The sequence below is a fragment of the Pectobacterium sp. CFBP8739 genome (genome assembly GCF_013449375.1).
Taxonomy (GTDB): Bacteria; Pseudomonadota; Gammaproteobacteria; order Enterobacterales; family Enterobacteriaceae; genus Pectobacterium.
Map to the genome: position 1 here is coordinate 1 of NZ_JACDRR010000004.1, position 17,653 is coordinate 17,653.

The 17,653-nt window shown below is 43.7% G+C and carries 19 protein-coding genes; 7 read left to right on the plus strand and 12 right to left on the minus strand.

From position 1 onward, the window contains the following. Nucleotides 1-102: 102 nt before the first annotated feature. From slmA to coaBC, 3 genes are all read right to left on the minus strand, one after another. On the minus strand, nt 103-699 hold the full coding sequence (gene slmA, locus H0247_RS00455; RefSeq protein WP_180740747.1) for a nucleoid occlusion factor SlmA: 597 nt from the start codon (nt 697-699) through the stop codon (nt 103-105). 129 nt (nt 700-828) lie between these two features. Continuing rightward, entirely contained in the window at nt 829-1,287 is a 459-nt protein-coding gene (gene dut / locus H0247_RS00460) for a dUTP diphosphatase (RefSeq protein ID WP_180740748.1), read from the minus strand. After that, the gene (gene coaBC, locus H0247_RS00465) at nt 1,265-2,542 is read right to left on the minus strand and encodes a bifunctional phosphopantothenoylcysteine decarboxylase/phosphopantothenate--cysteine ligase CoaBC (protein ID WP_370463283.1); all 1,278 of its coding nucleotides are present in this window, start codon (nt 2,540-2,542) and stop codon (nt 1,265-1,267) included. The genes dut and coaBC overlap by 23 nt, the downstream gene beginning before the upstream one ends. A gap of 153 nt (nt 2,543-2,695) precedes the next feature. On the opposite strand from coaBC, the gene radC reads away from it, so the two are divergent. The 6 genes from radC to H0247_RS00495 all read left to right on the plus strand — a co-directional run bounded on the left by radC (nt 2,696) and on the right by H0247_RS00495 (nt 7,481). After that, nucleotides 2,696-3,361 carry a DNA repair protein RadC gene (radC, locus tag H0247_RS00470; protein ID WP_180740749.1) on the plus strand — a complete coding sequence of 222 codons (666 nt, stop codon included), beginning with the start codon at nt 2,696-2,698 and terminating at the stop codon, nt 3,359-3,361. 237 nt (nt 3,362-3,598) lie between these two features. Continuing rightward, nucleotides 3,599-3,835, plus strand: coding sequence for a 50S ribosomal protein L28 (gene rpmB / locus H0247_RS00475; RefSeq protein WP_005967968.1), 237 nt, complete (start codon nt 3,599-3,601; stop codon nt 3,833-3,835). An 11-nt stretch (nt 3,836-3,846) separates the two neighbouring features. Further along, complete coding sequence (rpmG, locus tag H0247_RS00480) at nt 3,847-4,014, plus strand: 50S ribosomal protein L33 (protein WP_002442576.1); 168 nt, start codon at nt 3,847-3,849, stop codon at nt 4,012-4,014. A gap of 133 nt (nt 4,015-4,147) precedes the next feature. Continuing rightward, entirely contained in the window at nt 4,148-5,521 is a 1,374-nt protein-coding gene (locus H0247_RS00485; protein ID WP_180740750.1) for a DUF6880 family protein, read from the plus strand. Between the two features lie 25 nt (nt 5,522-5,546). Continuing rightward, the gene (gene mutM / locus H0247_RS00490) at nt 5,547-6,356 is read left to right on the plus strand and encodes a bifunctional DNA-formamidopyrimidine glycosylase/DNA-(apurinic or apyrimidinic site) lyase (RefSeq protein WP_180740751.1); all 810 of its coding nucleotides are present in this window, start codon (nt 5,547-5,549) and stop codon (nt 6,354-6,356) included. 51 nt (nt 6,357-6,407) lie between these two features. Further along, a complete protein-coding gene (locus tag H0247_RS00495; protein ID WP_180740752.1) occupies nt 6,408-7,481 on the plus strand; it encodes a glycosyltransferase in 1,074 nt (357 codons plus the stop codon). On the opposite strand, the gene coaD is transcribed toward H0247_RS00495, so the two are convergent. From coaD to H0247_RS00515, 4 genes are all read right to left on the minus strand, one after another. After that, a complete protein-coding gene (gene coaD / locus H0247_RS00500) occupies nt 7,403-7,891 on the minus strand; it encodes a pantetheine-phosphate adenylyltransferase (RefSeq protein WP_180740813.1) in 489 nt (162 codons plus the stop codon). The two genes, H0247_RS00495 and coaD, sit on opposite strands and share 79 nt — an antisense overlap. 36 nt (nt 7,892-7,927) lie before the next feature. Next, the gene (gene waaA, locus H0247_RS00505; RefSeq protein WP_180740753.1) at nt 7,928-9,205 is read right to left on the minus strand and encodes a lipid IV(A) 3-deoxy-D-manno-octulosonic acid transferase; all 1,278 of its coding nucleotides are present in this window, start codon (nt 9,203-9,205) and stop codon (nt 7,928-7,930) included. A 189-nt stretch (nt 9,206-9,394) separates the two neighbouring features. Beyond that, on the minus strand, nt 9,395-10,288 hold the full coding sequence (locus H0247_RS00510) for a glycosyltransferase family A protein (RefSeq protein ID WP_180740754.1): 894 nt from the start codon (nt 10,286-10,288) through the stop codon (nt 9,395-9,397). 56 nt (nt 10,289-10,344) lie between these two features. Continuing rightward, entirely contained in the window at nt 10,345-11,109 is a 765-nt protein-coding gene (locus tag H0247_RS00515; protein ID WP_180740755.1) for a glycosyltransferase family 2 protein, read from the minus strand. 77 nt (nt 11,110-11,186) lie between these two features. Between H0247_RS00515 and H0247_RS00520 the strand changes: the two genes are divergently transcribed. After that, complete coding sequence (locus tag H0247_RS00520; RefSeq protein WP_180740756.1) at nt 11,187-11,927, plus strand: glycosyltransferase family 25 protein; 741 nt, start codon at nt 11,187-11,189, stop codon at nt 11,925-11,927. Nucleotides 11,928-12,329: 402 nt separating this feature from the next. Here the strand turns inward: H0247_RS00520 and H0247_RS00525 are convergent, their stop codons facing one another. From H0247_RS00525 to rfaQ, 5 genes are all read right to left on the minus strand, one after another. Next, a complete protein-coding gene (locus H0247_RS00525) occupies nt 12,330-13,109 on the minus strand; it encodes a glycosyltransferase (RefSeq protein WP_180740757.1) in 780 nt (259 codons plus the stop codon). A gap of 79 nt (nt 13,110-13,188) precedes the next feature. Further along, on the minus strand, nt 13,189-14,226 hold the full coding sequence (locus tag H0247_RS00530) for a glycosyltransferase family 9 protein (protein WP_180740758.1): 1,038 nt from the start codon (nt 14,224-14,226) through the stop codon (nt 13,189-13,191). A gap of 4 nt (nt 14,227-14,230) precedes the next feature. Continuing rightward, complete coding sequence (gene waaO, locus H0247_RS00535) at nt 14,231-15,256, minus strand: lipopolysaccharide 3-alpha-galactosyltransferase (RefSeq protein WP_180740759.1); 1,026 nt, start codon at nt 15,254-15,256, stop codon at nt 14,231-14,233. A 74-nt stretch (nt 15,257-15,330) separates the two neighbouring features. Beyond that, on the minus strand, nt 15,331-16,455 hold the full coding sequence (locus tag H0247_RS00540; RefSeq protein ID WP_180740760.1) for a glycosyltransferase family 4 protein: 1,125 nt from the start codon (nt 16,453-16,455) through the stop codon (nt 15,331-15,333). Next, nucleotides 16,452-17,522, minus strand: a complete 1,071-nt coding sequence (gene rfaQ, locus H0247_RS00545; RefSeq protein ID WP_180740761.1) for a lipopolysaccharide core heptosyltransferase RfaQ — start codon at nt 17,520-17,522, stop codon at nt 16,452-16,454. The genes H0247_RS00540 and rfaQ overlap by 4 nt, the downstream gene beginning before the upstream one ends. Nucleotides 17,523-17,653: the final 131 nt, after the last annotated feature.

The window sequence follows — 17,653 nt, forward strand, 5'->3', positions numbered from 1 at the left end:
TACTCTTCTATTCCGTTACCCCGTTTTCCTTTGGCAAATAGGTTTGTCAACGGTTGGACCCGCCAGAAATATCTGGCGGGTTTTAAGATCTAAGGGCGGTGCTTAGTTCAGCTGTGCGGCTAACAGCGGCCAGCGGGTGTCGAATTCTTGCGTTGGACGATAACGGAATTCCGAGCGAATAAAGCGAGACAGCATCCCTTCGCAAAATGCCAACAGCTGGCTAGCCAGCAGCGCTTCATCATGCTGAAAGCCTTTGCCGTCGCGCAGTTTGTGTTCACGCAATACCTGACGCAACTGCGATTCAATACGGTCAAACAACTGGTTGATGCGCCCCTGCAAGCGATCCTGTTCAAACATCAGCGCGTGGCCGGTCATAATGCGTGTCAGGCCTGGATTGCGTTCCGCAAACCCCAAAATAAGCAGCAAAATCAGACGAAGACGATTAAACGTTTCTTTTTCGTCTTGCAGAATCAGGTTAATGCGGGTGGTCAGGCTATCCTCAATAAATTCAATCAGGCTATCAAACATCCGCGTTTTACTGGGGAAATGCCGGTAGAGCGCCGCTTCGGACACGCCGACGTTCGCAGCTAATTTTGCCGTGGTGATACGTTGGCTACCGTCGCTGGATTCCAGCATCTGCGCCAGCGCCTGCAAAATTTCCTCGCGGCGATTCCTTTTCGTATTTTCTTTTTCTGCCATGTCTGAAAAGACCCTTGCTAAATATTTGACTGACAAGCACCCAGTAGCGCCACAGTCGCCATTTCTTTTTGGATAGATAGGCGCTGTGGCTTATATGAATTTTTTACACTATGGGGTGGCTGGAGCGCGTTAGCTACGGCCAGAGTGGCCGAAGCCGCCTTCTCCACGTTCGCTGCCGACGAAATCGTCGACCAGATTAAATTCGGCCTGAACGACGGGCACAAAGACCATTTGTGCGATACGCTCACCCGGCTCAACCGTAAACGTTTGTTGACTACGGTTCCAGACGGAAACCATCAGTTGCCCCTGATAGTCCGAATCAATCAGCCCAACCAGATTCCCCAGCACTACGCCGTGCTTGTGGCCTAAGCCGGAACGAGGAAGGATGACTGCCGCCAGCCCGGTATCGGCAATGTGAATCGCCAGTCCGGTTGGGATAAGCGTGGTTTCCCCTGCTTTGAGCTCAATGGCCTGATCCAGACAGGCGCGCAGATCGAGCCCGGCAGAACCTGGGGTGGCATAGGTGGGTAACGGGAATTGCTGCCCAACACGTGGGTCAACAATCTTAACGTCGATTTTTTTCATCATAACGGCTGATAATCTCGTCGATTAACTTTTGGCCAAGAAGACGTTTGTCGCACTGCGGCAACGGCATGTCTCCATCGTGCCAAAAAATGTGTAACGCATTGGTTTCACTGTTAAAACCATGCCCGGAAAGAGAGACGTTGTTCGCGCAAATCATGTCCATTTTTTTACGCGCCAGTTTTTGCCGAGCGTATTCTTCCACATTCTGGGTTTCGGCAGCAAACCCGACAACATAAGGACGATTTTTCGTCATGGCGGCGACACCGGCGATAATATCTGGATTTTTGACCAGAGTGAGAGTCATTTCATCGCCTTGCTGACTCTGTTTTTTGATCTTCTCATCGGCGATATGTTTGGCGCGATAGTCGGCAACCGCCGCGCAGCCGATTACAATGTGCTGCTGTGCCGCGTGTGCCATGACCGCGTGTTCCATCTCCAACGCGCTACCGACGTCAATACGTGTGACGCCCTGCGGTGTGGCGAGCGAAACCGGGCCACTGACCAATGTGACATTCGCGCCACGGGCTGCCGCGGCCTGCGCGATAGCAAAGCCCATTTTTCCGGAGCTATGATTGGAGATAAAGCGAACCGGATCCAGCGCTTCTCTCGTTGGCCCAGCGGTGACCAGAATGTTCAGATGTTGCAGATCGTTGATGGCAGAAAAATGATGCTGGGCTAACCCGACAATCTCCAGCGGGTCGATCATCCGGCCCGGTCCAACATCGCCACACGCCTGGCTACCGCTATCTGGCCCCCAGATCGGTAAACCGCGAGCGGCCAGCGTGCGCAGGTTATCTTGCGTGGGTTCCGCGCGGTACATCTGCTGATTCATCGCAGGGACAACCGCGATAGGGGCAGAGGTCGCCAGACAAATGGTGGTCAGCAGGTCATTGGCCATACCGGCTGCGACGCGGGCGATCAGATCGGCGGTGGCCGGCGCGAGAATGACTAAATCAGCCCATTTCCCCAGTTCAATATGACCCATTGAGGCTTCCGCCGCAGGGTCAAGCAGGTCATCTGAAACTGGGTAGCCGGAGACGGCTTGTAGCGTCAGCGGCGTGATGAACGCTTTAGCGGCAGAGGTCATGACAACCCGTACATCCGCTCCAGCATCGCGCAGGCGCCGCACTACTTCTGGGCACTTGTATGCGGCGATGCCGCCGCTGATACCCAGCACGATTCGTTTGCCGGCGAGTGCATTCAGGCTGGAAAATTCCGTCATCATCATGGTCCGATTTAAAGTCAGAAGAGGCGTCATTTTACCATAACCTTGCAACCAGATAGGAATCTTAAGGGGGCTGCCGTGGTTTCCCTTAGAAGATTGCGAAGCGCTTCGCAGCCTGTTAGCGCAGCTATCGTCCTGTTTTTATAGCCGTGACATGATGCCGTTGAGCGATATTGGGAGAGGACGATGGGTTGGGAAAAGGGATTGGCACCGCGTGAAAAACTGGTGCGTTTAGGGGTTGAATCGCTGACGGATGTCGAATTGCTGGCGATTTTTCTACGCACTGGGCTGCCGGGCGTACATGTGATGCAACTGGCAGAGGATTTGCTGGTGCAGTTCGGATCGTTATACCAACTGATGACGGCCGATCAGTCTGCATTTCGTACCGCCAAAGGCGTAGGAATATCGAAATATACGCAAATCAAGGCGATTGCAGAGCTGTCGCGTCGGCTATTTTTCTCTCGTCTGGCGAAAGAGGATGCGATGCTGAATCCTCAGGCAACAGGTCAATATCTGCAATTATTGCTGTCCCGACGTGAGCGTGAGGTGTTTTTAGTCCTGTTTTTGGACAATCAGCATCACGTTATTCGCCATCAGGAGATGTTTGTTGGTACGATTAACAGCGTGGAAGTACACCCGCGTGAAATTGTGCGTGAAGCGCTCAAGGCCAATGCCGCAGCGTTGATTCTGGCGCATAATCATCCGTCGGGAAAAGCAGAGCCGAGTCAGGCTGACCGTGCGATAACCGAACAGATTGTTAAAGCCTGTTTGTTAATGGAGATCCGCGTGCTCGATCATTTGGTTATTGGGCACGGCGAATACGTTTCTTTTGCCGAGCGTGGCTGGATTTAACAGATATTTCCGCGATCCAATGGGATCTTTAGCTGTTCGGGACTTGAGCACTTACGCTTCAGAGCGTATACTACGCCACCTTTGAGAATCTTGGGTGTGGCGTTAAGAGCCTATCTCAGCAGGTTTATCCTGATGACAGAGTCTTTTCAGTGAAGTTGCTGAGATGGGCTCTAAAGCCTGACGAGGCGGCCAAACCCTATACGAAGCTCGAGCTGATTTGATTTTTGGAGAATAGACATGTCCCGAGTCTGCCAAGTTACTGGCAAGCGTCCGGTGGCCGGGAACAACCGTTCCCACGCACTGAATGCGACCAAACGCCGTTTTCTGCCGAACCTGCATTCACACCGTTTCTGGGTTGAAGGCGAGAAGCGCTTTGTAACACTGCGTGTATCTGCTAAAGGTATGCGTGTTATTGATAAGAAGGGTATTGAGACGGTTCTGGCCGATCTGCGTGCCCGTGGTGAAAAGTATTAAGGAACTGAATCATGGCTAAGGGTGTTCGCGAGAAGATCAAGCTGGTTTCTTCTGCTGGTACTGGTCACTTCTATACCACTACGAAGAACAAACGTACTAAGCCGGAAAAATTGGAACTGAAGAAATTCGATCCCGTTGTCCGTCAGCACGTTGTCTACAAAGAAGCTAAAATTAAGTAATTTCTGCTTCTTGATAAAAACCCGGCCTTGGTCGGGTTTTTTTTCGCCCATATTTCAGTCTTACTTCTTGTACCCAGTCTGGCGTTATGCCAATTTCCTGTACTTCGACCTTACAACCATTCGGTACGCAGACATGGACTCGACATTGCACCAACTGTTGTTAGCAACACCACATACGCAACTCTTACTGCTCGTTGAAGCAGTTTATGGTTTAGATCCCAAAGTAGACCAGCGTATTGAAATGTTGTTACATGGCCAGAATATCGCTATGCAAGAAACCTCATTAAAACAGCGTATTGCATCCATTACTCGCGGTAAGGAATTTATTGATTATTATCAGTCTTATGGTTTTGCCATGGAACTTGAGGCACTGGTTGGTGATATCGCTTACTTGATTGACGACACGCCGAAAGTGGCATTTGCGTTGATTGATCAACTGATGTCTACACATTCCCGTGTCTATGAACGAGCGGATGATTCAAATGGCGATATTGGTGGAGCCTATGCAGCAGCACTTAGTGTGTGGATTAAGGCGGCAAGCCAGTGGCGTTCTCAAGGCGGAAAGACACGGAATTGGCCTGATGAGGTAAAGAAACGGCATGATGAGAATGATTATGCCGTGTGGGATGGTGTGATCGCACAAAGTGCAACGTTACTCACAGAGCCTGAATTACAGCAACTGGCGCAGGATTTTGAACATGAATATGCGGCAGCGCTGATCAATGCCCCTCTCGAAGAATATAACTTCCGAGCCGCACATGCCGCGATAGGGATTTCTGGTGTGGCGGAAGCGTTAAAAGACGTAGCGCTCTTTGAGCGTTCTATACTGTTGGGCTCTCCAGAACCTAATGAATTACAAAAGCTACGTATTGTAGAATTTTGTCTGTCGATCAATGAAGCGCAATCGGCACTGAAATGGCTACTGAAACCGTTCCAACATCATGCCGAAAGCCGACGTCAGGCCTTGCTGGATCAAACCTATAGGCAGCTTGGCGATCTCAATGCGCTTTTGATTTTACGGCGTGAGGCTTATCAACGTTCCCCTGATTATCATCGGTTATGCGCGTTACTGGAGGTATTACCCGACCAGCAAGAACGGGAAGCACTAGAACGTCAGGCTGTCACGAATGCGATCACGATAAGCGATATCGTCACAAGAATCGATACCTTACTCGCTCTATGTGCTTATACAGAAGCAGGAACACAAGTTATTGAGCATTTATCCTCATTGTCTGTTTTTTATGGCAGATTGATCGATTGGGCTGATAAATTCCATCGCGCTAACGCATTTCTGGCTGAAGTTGCTTGTTATCGTCTACTACTCGACGATATTTTATCTTCTGGGCGTAGTAAGGCTTATGATCATGCGGCGACGTACTATCGTAAATTGGACAAACTGGCTTCTCAGCTCACAAGCCATGCACCTTTATCGGAGTGGGGCGAGTATCAAGAGCAGCTAAAACAGCAACATGGTCGGAAATATTCATTCTGGCAGCGTTTGCAATAATTGAGATATCTTCCAGAGAGAGAATATGCCTGAATTACCTGAGGTTGAAACCAGTCGTCGGGGGATTTCACCCTATCTTGTCGATCATACCATTCTGTATGCTGAAGTTAGGAATACGCGCTTGCGCTGGCCGGTGTCGGCTGAGATCCTCTCGCTGAGCGATGAACCGGTACTCAGCGTGCGTCGGCGGGCAAAATACCTGCTGATTGAACTGACGCGCGGCTGGATTATTGTGCATCTCGGCATGTCCGGCAGCTTGCGGGTACTGCCGGAATATAGCGAGCCGGAGAAACACGATCATGTTGATTTGGTGATGGACAGCGGTAAGGTGCTGCGTTACACCGATCCTCGGCGCTTTGGTGCGTGGCTGTGGACAGATAATCCAGAAACCTGCTCGGTATTGGCGCATTTGGGGCCAGAGCCGTTAGAGGCGGAATTCTCCGCAGACTATCTCTATCAAGCCTCACGCGGTAAAAAGACGGCAATCAAACAGTGGATTATGGATAACAAAGTGGTGGTTGGCGTAGGCAACATTTACGCGAGCGAATCACTGTTTGCTGCGGGTATCCACCCTGACAGAGCCGCCGGATCGTTAAATGAAAACGATGCCGCTGTATTAGTGAACGTGATTAAACAGGTGCTACAGCTTTCGATTGAGCAAGGTGGAACGACGCTGCGTGACTTTTTGCAGTCAGACGGTAAGCCCGGTTATTTTGCGCAGGAGCTGCGAGTCTATGGCCGCAATGGTGAACCTTGCCGGACATGTGGGACACCGGTGGAGATGAAAAAACATGGGCAACGTAGCACGTTTTTCTGTCGCCGTTGTCAGAAGTAATACTATTTCTCAGTTTTTACAGCCTAAATATAAAAAATATCAGAGGGCATTATGAGTCGTGTGGATATTAGCGTCATTGTTCCTATCTATAACTGCGAAGAGTTTATCGAGCCTCTTTTTTCGTCGTTGCTTGCTCAGGATAATGTCTCTTTTGAAATTATTGCGGTCAATGATGGTTCCACGGATGACAGCCTTGTGAAATTGAATGAGATAGATAAGTCGTCTACAAATCTGATTATTATAAGTCAGGAAAATAGAGGATTATCTGAAGCGAGAAATACGGGGATTCAGCACGCTAATGGTGAATGGATCGCATTTGTTGATGGTGATGATTGGTTGGAAAAAGACACGCTATCGACATGGTTCGAAAAAGCGAAGGAACAATGTCTTGATTTATTGATAGGTAACGGTTTTAAGTTTAGCGAAAGCCCTGAACGAGAAATAAAAGAGCCTATTCAGACAAAGCAACCATGGGGTGAGGTAACCAGCGGAGACGAGTGGATCATTCGTAGTGTAAAAAATAACGAATGGTGCCACTTTGCATGGTTGCAGCTAATACGCCGCGATATTATTTTACTGAATAAGTTAAAATTTATTCCAGGTATGATGCATGAAGACATTCTATGGACGGCGAATTTAGCGTTGGCAGCCAAGCGAGTCGGTTTCTGTGAAAAAATGGGTTATGGCTATCGCGTTGGCAATACGAACTCGATCACAAAATCATCATCCATTGAGAGAATAACACGTAGAGCAAGTAGTTATATCGACATCATGCAGGGTCTGATCGCGTTCGCGGCTCAGAACAAAGATAACGTTACTTTAAATAAAGCGTTAATTCGCCATGCGAATCGAGAGAGTCGCCATTTTTTTGGTCTGTTGCGTAAAAAAATATCATCGCCTGATATCAGGAAACCATTAGCCCAAAAATCTCTTGCTGCGGGGATTGGTTGGAACTTATTTAAGGGGATGGGTTCATTGAATGATTTTTGGTATGCCGTACGTTTCAATTTTACGGTTTGCCAATATTCAAAGAAAAAATATCTCCTCTATATCGTCTTTGATAGTTTGCTTTGCAAAGCACTCACGATGGCATCGGGTAAGAAATGTGATACGTCACCGCCGTGACGAGCGACTTCTTTGACCAGAGAAGATGAAATAAACGACCACTCTTCCGATGGCATCAGGAACACGCTTTCGAGCGTCGGCATCAGGTGATGATTCATTTTTGCGAGCTGGAGTTCATATTCGAAATCGGCGACGGCTCGCAAACCGCGCACGAGAATAGTGGCGTTTTGCTGCTGTGCGAAGTGCGCCATGAGATCGCTGAAGCCAATGACATCGACATTCGTTAAATGCAGTGTCGCGCTTTTCGCCAGTGCCACGCGTTCATCCAGAGTGAAAAGCGTATGCTTGCTCGGGCTGGCGGCGATGGCCAGTACCACATGGTCGAACAGTCGTGATGCTCGCGTCAGTAGATCCAAATGACCATTGGTTAATGGATCGAACGTTCCGGGGTAAATCGCTTTGGTTGTCATCACGTCAGCCCTTCATTCACTGTTTCGGTAGTAACTTTACTGCGTCCGCTGGGGCAAATAAGGTTCCAGGAGTGTTAGCAGCATCTGTAGAGCCCCCTGATTTTGATGTAACACTTCCACGGCGTGTCGACCATAGTAGAGGCGATAGTCTTCGTCAGCGAGCAGTTTCCCGACTTCTTTGCCAAGCGAGTCTGCATCGGTCACGGTAATCAATCCGTCGGCCTGATCGAGTTTGTTACAGATATCTTTAAAATTGAACGTGTGTGGCCCCATCAAGACCGGAATAGCGTGGGCTGCGGCTTCTAGTGGATTATGGCCGCCTCGTTCAACCAAACTTCCACCGACAAACGCCAGATCGGCGATGCCGTACAACAGCATCAGCTCACCCATGGTATCCCCAATGACGACCTGCGTGTTTGCCGGAGGCTGTTCACCACTGCTGCGCAGCGTATAGGTAAATCCCAGATTCTCTGTCAGCGCCTGCGTGGTGGCGAAACGTTCCGGATGGCGGGGCACAAGAATCAGTAATAAATCAGGGTAGGTAGCAAGCAACTGTCGATGAGCGGCCAGAACGATCGCTTCCTCGCCTTCGTGTGTACTGGTAGCGATCCATACTGGTCGGCGCGGCGCCCATTGTCGGCGTAATGTCACCGCACGTGCCGCCAGTTCCGGCGTTACAGAAATATCAAATTTAAGACTGCCGGTCACTTTCAGGCTTGAGCGTTTCAGGCCAAGATCGATAAATCGATTCCCGTCTTCCTGATTCTGCGCAGCGACGAGAGTAATGCGCTGCAAGATATGGCGCGTTAGCTTGCCAATTTTTTTATAACCCGCAGCGGAGCGTTCAGACAACCGAGCATTCGCAATAACCAAAGGGATCTCGCGTTTATGCAACTCTGCAATCAGGTTTGGCCATAGCTCAGTTTCCATAATGATGACGATTTTCGGGCGAACTTGGTCAAAAAACCGTCTCAAGGAACAGGGTAAATCATAAGGCAGGTAAACGTGATAAACCGTGTCGCCAAATGCGGAACGGACGCGTTCGGAACCGGTGGGCGTCATGGTGGTCACGGTGATCGGCAGATTGGGGTAACGATGGCGCAGCGCTCTCACTAGGGGAATGGCAGCCAGCGTTTCACCCACCGACACCGAATGCAGCATGATACCGTCTGGCTTAACCTTCTCTGCACAAAAACCGTAGCGTTCACCCCAGCGCCGACGATAGGCCGGTGCTTTGCGGCCACGAAGCCACAGGCGAAGCCAAATCAACGGTTGGATGAGGTGCAGGATAATGGTGTAGAGAGTTTGTAGCATAAGGTTTACTGTTATCGGTTATCGCTGGGGTGATTTTATCGGGTTAGTGAGGATAAGGCTATGCTCATAATGCATGGAGGCATCTCAGATTCACCCGCATTGCACTACAACACATCATCGTTTGTTGCCATGTTGGCATTCGCTGCTTTAAACGAATACCAACATGGTGTTGATTGATTTGTATTGTGCTTATCTTGCAAGGGGGCTGAGAAGATAGCGGAACCACCACAGTGGTCTCCACCATTTTTTCTGCGGAGGGAGAGTTTGTGGAACGAGATTATTACGATATTTTATATCCCAGGTAAAATTGAGAAAGATACGACTGTGCCCGTACTCCGCACCGAATAAAGCACACTCTTGTTTTTTTCTCAGATCAACAGGAGTGTTCGCACTCAAATCGCGGTGTAGTGAATGGTAGCTCGCTTTACGATCTACATTTCTTTCAAAACAGCGAATGTGGCCTGGTAAATAGCGTTGTCTTGAGCCGTGATATTTATGGAATTTTACAAAACGAAAATCTTCTGCTCCATAATTTCCTGCAAACTCTTCGTCATAACCCCAAAAACGCATAAATCTGGCACGAGACATAAAAAAGGTATTGGAATGACCATGATAGCGGTCGCCGATATTGTATGTTTTTCCTCTATCAACAAAACCATTTTCACGGCATTCATGGTAGATTTTATAGAAGTTTCTACCTGGATTCTTGTGGTTTATCATGTAGCGGAATGTGTTCTCTGGAAGTTCCTGATCCAGATCGAGGACAATTATTTTGTCAGATTTTGCGTAGGTCACACCAAGATTACGTGCGCCGGCTTGATTCCAACGAATATCTTCATTAATGCGTAACCAGGTAATGTTTAACTGATATTCTCCAGTTTCATACTCGATTGGTGAGCCGTCATCAACAATAATAAATTCAACCACCTCACGAACATCCAACGGCAGTTTTTCATACTCTCTAAGCAGTGAAAATACCGACTGAGGATCATCTTGGTTACAATAAAAATGCGTAATATAGCTGAGCTTGATATGTTGTTTATCAAGAGGATGACGCTGAGTGATAGAGTAATTATTTTTCATTTTCAACTTTATTTGATTATCGGTTATTCTTAGGAGGAAATAAATTTAAAACAAGACTACTTTTTATTATTAAGAGACCATAATTCCGTATACTTGTTAAATGTATATTGAGCATTAACAAATGCGAGAAGTAATCCTTGTTTTCCATCTAAAAATCCGACCCTGACGAGCCAAGTTTTTAAGAATGAGAATATGGTATGAGTAAATATCTCAAAATAGTGGCAAGATCTCCCGCTTTCATAGCGTCCTTTTGCCCATGCAGAAGCATAGCGTAGCTGTTTTTCCTGAAATGCTGAAAAATCACGGCAGGTTAAATGTTTAAGATCTCCAGATAGGTGCTGAATAGAGGCGTCGCCACAATTCAATGATTCATGTACATTGTTATCATTGTATTTATAGTGCCTATTTGCGTAGAGGCGAATAACTTTATCAGGATACCAACCGCTATGCTTCATAAAGCGACCAAGAAAGAGATTTCTCCGAGCGCAAGAGTAAACAATTTGATCATCTAGATTGGGTTTGGATAACACGCTTTCAATTGATTGACGCAATTCAGGCGTCATTCTTTCATCGGCATCAATAAAAAAAATGTAATCACCAGTGGCATAGTTCTGTGCGCGCTGTCTTTGTTTGCCATATCCCGGCCAGTCATCATGCTGATAAATTTTTGCACCATATCGATGAGCGATCTCTACTGTAGAATCGGTGCTGCCAGAATCGACTACAATGATCTCATCAGCCCACGAGATAGATTGTAGACATTCTTCGATTAGTTCGGATTCATTTTTTGTGATTATTAGGATAGATAGATTTTTTTTCATATAAACTCGGAGTTGTTCTTGATTATTTTTTCATGATTGATATATTCTAAATATATATTTTTTATATGGTGGTGATTATGAAAGCGTTTGTTGTTAATTTAGAAAGAGATAAAATAAAAAGAAATAAAGTAGAGAGTGAATGTCGTAAAGCAGGTCTTGACTATGAAATTTTTAATGCTGTTGATGGCAGGGTACTAGGAAAGAATGAAATAGATGCAAAGGTTCATCATGTTAGTATCAAATATCTTTCTAAAGGTGAAATCGGATGTTCGCTGAGCCATCAAAAAATTTATAAAAAAATATTAGATGATAATATCGACTATGCTCTTATTCTAGAGGATGATGTTGAAATATCCAATAGTATTGGCAATTTTTTAGATCTTTTCTCAAAGTCAGATAAAAAAAACCAAGGCGATGTCTTTTTGCTTTATCCTTCTGGGGTGAAGATTATTAATAAAAAAATAAAAATATCTAAAGATTTCGTTTTCTATGAAGCATACAATTCGTCCTGTACTCATGGGTATATAATATCAAAAAAAGGTGCTAAAAAATTAGCCAATATTAACGACCCAGTCATTCTTCCAGCTGACGCGTGGTTATGGTTTTATCAAATATCACTACTCAAAGTATATTCTCTGGAATGTGATTTGGTTCACGCATATGATACTGAAAAAACTTTTTCTTCCATAGAAGCAGAACGTAACGCCTTGTCAGCTGAAAGGGATAAATATCAAATGGACGTGATAAAAAGCCAGCCTTATTATTATATAATAAAGTATTATCATAAATATATTAGAAGGATTTTTCTGAAAAAATGAAAATATAATTATTGATTTTCTATGAAAATAAAATAAAACAACTTACTCGATTGTTTATTATAAAGAATAATTTATTATTAGATGTGTGTTATGTGTTTTTTAACATGTGACACACTGTTAGGATAACTTAGTGTTATTTAACGCATTAGATGTGAAAATCAGGAGGGTTAAATTTTACCTTTCTCAGGGAACATAAATAAATACTGATCATAATTCATAGGAGAACTAATTTAATATTAGAATTATTTTATGGTTTTTTACTACCATCTATATTTTTTAGATTAAGGATTAATGTAATATCTAATTTACATTTAAAAATCACATTGATTTTTTTTGATGTTAATATTGATGTTTTAACTTGGTGATTTAATTGTTACGCATGAATACTTATCGTTGTTGGCGTTATATTTTATTTCTTATCATTTCCCCGAGTATACAATTTCTATTGATGTTTTCTTTATTAAAACCTTTTAACATTTCATTATATAAGTGTATGCATTTTGTTCTTGATGTAACAATGTCTCGGATGGAAATCCCTGGGTCAAATAATTGGCTAACACAACGATGATGAAGAGGGTAGAATATATCAATAGGTTGTATCTCGATAGAGTTATTTTCCTCTTTTATATACCAAGTGATTGCTTCTGGACCGAGTACCCCCCAAGGTAAATCAGAAACGTGCTTTGCTTTTCCGAATGATTTTTTCCAAAATAGTTTTCTTCTTAGTTTTTTTTCATACCAAGGGGGAATAAAATTCTTATCTTTAGATATATTTATTAATGAATTAAGAAGTTTACTGTTTTGTGGTAAGGAAAGAATTGCTCCATTTATTTTATTATCTTCTTCATATCCAAGTAAGTATCCACTGCTTGGTATATCAACAGGTTCTATACAATATACGTCGCAATCTACATATATACCAGGTCTTTTTTTCAGTAACTCATATCTGAAATGGTCAGAAAAAATAGCATAACTGCCTGTTTTTTTATGTCGAAATATTTTTTCTTTGGGAACTATGGTACTTGCATTCTCTATATAGACACCTAGTGGTAAATTTTCTATATGCGTATAAGCATATAGAAAAACTCTATGTCCTCTCATTACAAATGATTTAAGACAGCAATATTCTATAGGACCTAGTTTCTCACCGATCCATAGTGCAAAGATATCAGAATGATTCATGGAGTTTAACCTAAATTAATTATTGTTTAATGGTTTGTTAGGTGAAGAAGGATTTTTATTAAAAAATAAATTCATTTTTTTAATTTCTTAATTCTTTTTTGACTATATTACATAGTTCTGATATTTGTAAATCACAAGCTCTGTTGTTTGGCGCTATTATTTGCACTGCATTTCTGTAGTTTGGAGAAAAAAGATAATTTCCATTGTATTTTTTAATAAAAACCGAACTGTATATAGAAATCATTTTTTTATTTAATGCATTAGAGGCATGAACAATCGAAGTGTCTACTGATACTACTAGGTCACACAATTCTATAATAGCGAGAGCACCATAAAATGATGATAATGGATTTACAAGTACATTTTTATTGGTGCTTATTTTTTTTATTTTTTCATTTTCTCCAATAATAACGATGATAACGTCATTCATGTTGCTTATTTCAGAGAGAAAATATTCAATTTGCTTCGTGCTGAGACTACGTATGTTTGTTGAAGCAAAAGGACAAAAAACGATTATTTTTTTCTCTTTTTTTAACGTATCTATGAATTTTCTAGCTTTCTTTCTATCGAGAATTGGTATATTTATCTCATAGGAGAGATCAGGGTCTTTAATATCTATTTTTTCTAGTAAGTCTCTATATACATCAGTTTGATGTATTTTTTTTGAGCTTGGAATATAATTGTAATTGTATATATCATTATACCGCCCTTCAAACCCTATAAAATATTTATATTTTAGTTTTCTAATGACTTTTAAATAGTTATAAGTAAAATAATCTGTTGCATAGCTATACGTATCAATAAGCAAATCAAAGTGGAAATTTTTTATTTCTTTTATCCAATTATTGTCGTTAGATATCTCAATTATTTTATCTATATTTTTGTTCTCTTTAAAAATAAAACTAACACTACTGTTAGTGATGATGGTGACATTGTATCCAAATTTCTTGAGGTTTCTGAATATTCCAGTGGAGATGATTGCATCACCAATTCCAATGTTGAAAAGTAATATGCATGTTGATTTTATTTCTTTTGGAATGACTGTTTCAGTTTTCTTTTTTATTTGGCTATGATAATAAATGGTTTTTATTTTGTTTTTCAATCTTTTAATAAGCATAGTTTCACTTCTTAATATTGTAAATTTTCTTTGTAAGATACATAATGAAAAAATAAATGGCTGACGAATTTCTTCCGTTATGAAACTGATGCTTAGCACAATATCGCATATTACTCGTAGTCATGGCTTTCAATAATGGTGACTTAGCCCACGGTGATGCGCTTTTGGCATCTAGAAAATACTCCGTGCAAGCGTAATTTTCAGCCCATTTATGCCAGGGCTTTGTCGGTCCAATATAGTGGATCATAACCGTGCTGTCCGTTATAGGGTTGACGGGTTTCGGTTTATTAAGTTCATAATTAATGCTGTACTGTGTATTGTATTTTTTTTCAAGCCATATCGTTTTATCTATGAGTAAAATATTTAAAATATCTTGATCAAGATAAGATATTTTTGCCTTTATTTCCTCATTGGCAAGAAGCGACATAGCCTGTGAACTAATATCGTTTTTTTGCCATTGTGCGAGGTTGATGTACAAGAACCCGGCATTAAAATATCCGGCATTGATTCCCGGTTCATCAAGCGCCTTTGCTCGTTTTTCCCACCAAACCTTGTCTTCTTCTGCGACCACTGCCGCAATGTTGTCGTTGAATTCGATTCCTAACAGCTCGTGCAATGAGCCTTTGCAAACAATGTCAGCATCAATATAAAGAAGTGTTTCAATTTCTGGGTAAAGTAAATCAGCAATCACAAAGCGAAAATAGGTGGCGTAAGACCAGTTTTTTGTGCTAGGTAGCGATTTTAGTTCATCACAATTTACAATGTAAATATCAATATTTGTATTATATTGAGTGCTGAGGTTTTGAAACTTTTCTTCTTCATCATCACTTAATGAGTCAGTGAATATATGAAATGAAAATTTCATGTCAGGATTGTGGAGCAAGATTGATGCTGCTGAAATGGCGCAGCCAAACATAAAATTTTTATCAATGCCGTAAGCGATATTTAATATATCGGATTCTGAATTTTCCGCTAAGGGGCGAGTAAATGAAATTTTTCTTTTTATAACACCCTGCGATGAAAAATACATAGTGGACTCGGTTATGGCTCTTAAAAATAAATGGGAATTAACGCGTTATTTTGGCAGCAATATACTGCGTTAGTTTAACGATCGTTTTCTCTGATAATCAACTGCGCTGCCTTTTCTGGCAGGCTATAAATATCTTCCGTGTCGGCAAAGTGGCGGGCATTTTCTGCCCACTGTTTCAGCGTTTCTGGCTGACTAAGTGCATGTGACAACGCGTGGTTCAACGCTATCTGGTTAAAAGGTTCGGGGATGACTTGTCCAGCCTGTGAGCGCTCAATGTAAAACGCATAACCGCACGCATCGGTAACCAGTATCGGTAACCCCGCCGCAATAGCCTCAAGCAAAACGATGCCTGCGGCTTCCTGATGTGCCGGATGCAGTAACAAGTCTGCGGCTACCATGAAGTCAGGAATGTCATCTCGGCCAGAGAAAAAGTGGATCTGTTTACCAATACCGAGCTGTTCCGCTTGTTGTTGAAACGGTTTTGGATCGTCCTGACCGACCACCAGAAAGGCAACGTGTTTGCGTATTTCCTCTGGCAGGCTGGCAATCGCGCTCAGGCTGCGGCCAACACCTTTGCGTTTGAAATCGGAACCGACTTGCAACAGAACACATTGGTTTTCACCTAAATGATGTTGCTGACGAAACCGGGATCGCGTTTCTGGAGAATGTGCGCTGTATTTTCTATCCCGTGAAATCCCCGGTGGCAGCATAAAAAAGCGTTCATCCTGTGTGCCGTAATGCTTCTGAAAATGGGCAATTTGCCTCGGTGTTAGCATCAGCATACGCGTGTGGCTGTTTTTATCGAACACGTCGCGTTCAAGTGCCACATATCCTCGGCAGCGTGGTGTTAACCGATAAAAGAAGCCTTTTTCCTGCACCGCTTTTTCTGCCGTACATCCTTCCGCAGCATAATAGAAATCTAGCCCTGGCATTTTGCTAAACCCGACAACACGGTCGACAGGATGCTGTTGTAAATGGCGTTGTATCCAGTCGGAAAAACGGCGATGGCGAGTATGATTACCCAGCCCTGAGATGGGCACGAGAACGATCTCAAACCCTTCAGGTTTGTCGCCTTGCCATTCGCTAGTGTAAACACGAATATTGTGGCCTTGTTTTTGGCAAGTTTGTGCGATGCTCAGAAAATCTCGCTGTAGCCCGCCGAAAGGAAAGAATTTATAGACGCAGAATGCGATTTTCATTGGGCATCTCTTTGCGACGTGATATTCAGCATCTGTTCTGAGGCCAAAATGACATCTTCCGCAGGGATGCAGGACAAATACTTAACCGTCTGATCATAGTTATAGTGAGCTGGCATCGGTTGATATTCCCCTGCCCAAATCTGTTTATAGTGTTCGCACCACGGACGCCATACCTTGTAGTCTGTTGGGCCAAATAAGCTGACGAGTGGCGTATTTAATGCGGCAGCCATATGCATTGGGGCTGAATCTACGCCAATATATAGCACGGCATTGTCGATTAACGCCGCCAGTTCCGGAAAGCTCGTTTTGCCTGCAAATGACATCTCAGGTTTATGAATGCACTGTGAATAAATATCGCGAACGACAGATAAATCCTCTTCCGATGGACCGCACGTTAACACGACTTCCAGATTTTTTTCTTTAAGATAGTCAATCACCTGAGCGAACTTGTCGTTATCCCAAAATTTATAATATTGACGCGTTGTGGGCTGGATGACGACATAAGGCTGTGTTAACAGCGTCGGACAGTGGTTAAAAATACGTTTGGCATCGTCTTGATGATAATGCAGTGATAGTCGTGAAACGGTATTCGATGCTGGTAGCCCTAGCGGCGTAAGTAAATAGAGATTTTGTTCAACAATATGTGCGCCTATTGGCGGTACACAGTGGTCGAAAAACAAACGCCAGATTTTACCCTTCAGCTTATTACCGCGATCGAGCGCAATGCTACGTCCACCTAAGGATTTTACTAACAGCGCAATCGGCCACTGATCCGCAAGATTAACGATGAGGTCGTACTTATTTTTTTTCAGTGTTTTTCTGACATCGGTGAAATTACGGACTTTCTCGCAGAGCGTCTTCGTTTTTCTCTTCAACCCATAGAGCTGATGTATCTCCGGGTTTGCTGACAGAATCGGCATCGTATCCTGATAGAGTAATACGTCGATTTTCGCCTCAGGATAATTGGCTTTCAGTGTGCTGATGAGCGGCGTGGTCAGCAGCATATCGCCATGATATCTAAGCTTCACCACGAGAATTCGGCGATAAGAGATGATGCGTTGACTCACTCGTTTTCCTTCATGTCATCAAAAGTTATGATTTCTACAGGCACGCTACCGCCTTGGCTCAACAGCGACCAAAAGGCTGATCCTATCCATGTTGCACGGCAGCATGGATAGCCAATTTTTCCGTTATGGTA

Bases quoted from the DNA above. Each gene is read 5' to 3' on its own strand.
- slmA (WP_180740747.1), bottom strand. From the start codon at position 699: ATGGCAGAAAAAGAAAATACGAAAAGGAATCGCCGCGAGGAAATTTTG.
- dut (WP_180740748.1), bottom strand. From the start codon at position 1,287: ATGATGAAAAAAATCGACGTTAAGATTGTTGACCCACGTGTTGGGCAG.
- coaBC (WP_370463283.1), bottom strand. From the start codon at position 2,542: ATGACGCCTCTTCTGACTTTAAATCGGACCATGATGATGACGGAATTT.
- radC (WP_180740749.1), top strand. From the start codon at position 2,696: ATGGGTTGGGAAAAGGGATTGGCACCGCGTGAAAAACTGGTGCGTTTA.
- rpmB (WP_005967968.1), top strand. From the start codon at position 3,599: ATGTCCCGAGTCTGCCAAGTTACTGGCAAGCGTCCGGTGGCCGGGAAC.
- rpmG (WP_002442576.1), top strand. From the start codon at position 3,847: ATGGCTAAGGGTGTTCGCGAGAAGATCAAGCTGGTTTCTTCTGCTGGT.
- H0247_RS00485 (WP_180740750.1), top strand. From the start codon at position 4,148: ATGGACTCGACATTGCACCAACTGTTGTTAGCAACACCACATACGCAA.
- mutM (WP_180740751.1), top strand. From the start codon at position 5,547: ATGCCTGAATTACCTGAGGTTGAAACCAGTCGTCGGGGGATTTCACCC.
- H0247_RS00495 (WP_180740752.1), top strand. From the start codon at position 6,408: ATGAGTCGTGTGGATATTAGCGTCATTGTTCCTATCTATAACTGCGAA.
- coaD (WP_180740813.1), bottom strand. From the start codon at position 7,891: ATGACAACCAAAGCGATTTACCCCGGAACGTTCGATCCATTAACCAAT.
- waaA (WP_180740753.1), bottom strand. From the start codon at position 9,205: ATGCTACAAACTCTCTACACCATTATCCTGCACCTCATCCAACCGTTG.
- H0247_RS00510 (WP_180740754.1), bottom strand. From the start codon at position 10,288: ATGAAAAATAATTACTCTATCACTCAGCGTCATCCTCTTGATAAACAA.
- H0247_RS00515 (WP_180740755.1), bottom strand. From the start codon at position 11,109: ATGAAAAAAAATCTATCTATCCTAATAATCACAAAAAATGAATCCGAA.
- H0247_RS00520 (WP_180740756.1), top strand. From the start codon at position 11,187: ATGAAAGCGTTTGTTGTTAATTTAGAAAGAGATAAAATAAAAAGAAAT.
- H0247_RS00525 (WP_180740757.1), bottom strand. From the start codon at position 13,109: ATGAATCATTCTGATATCTTTGCACTATGGATCGGTGAGAAACTAGGT.
- H0247_RS00530 (WP_180740758.1), bottom strand. From the start codon at position 14,226: ATGCTTATTAAAAGATTGAAAAACAAAATAAAAACCATTTATTATCAT.
- waaO (WP_180740759.1), bottom strand. From the start codon at position 15,256: ATGTATTTTTCATCGCAGGGTGTTATAAAAAGAAAAATTTCATTTACT.
- H0247_RS00540 (WP_180740760.1), bottom strand. From the start codon at position 16,455: ATGAAAATCGCATTCTGCGTCTATAAATTCTTTCCTTTCGGCGGGCTA.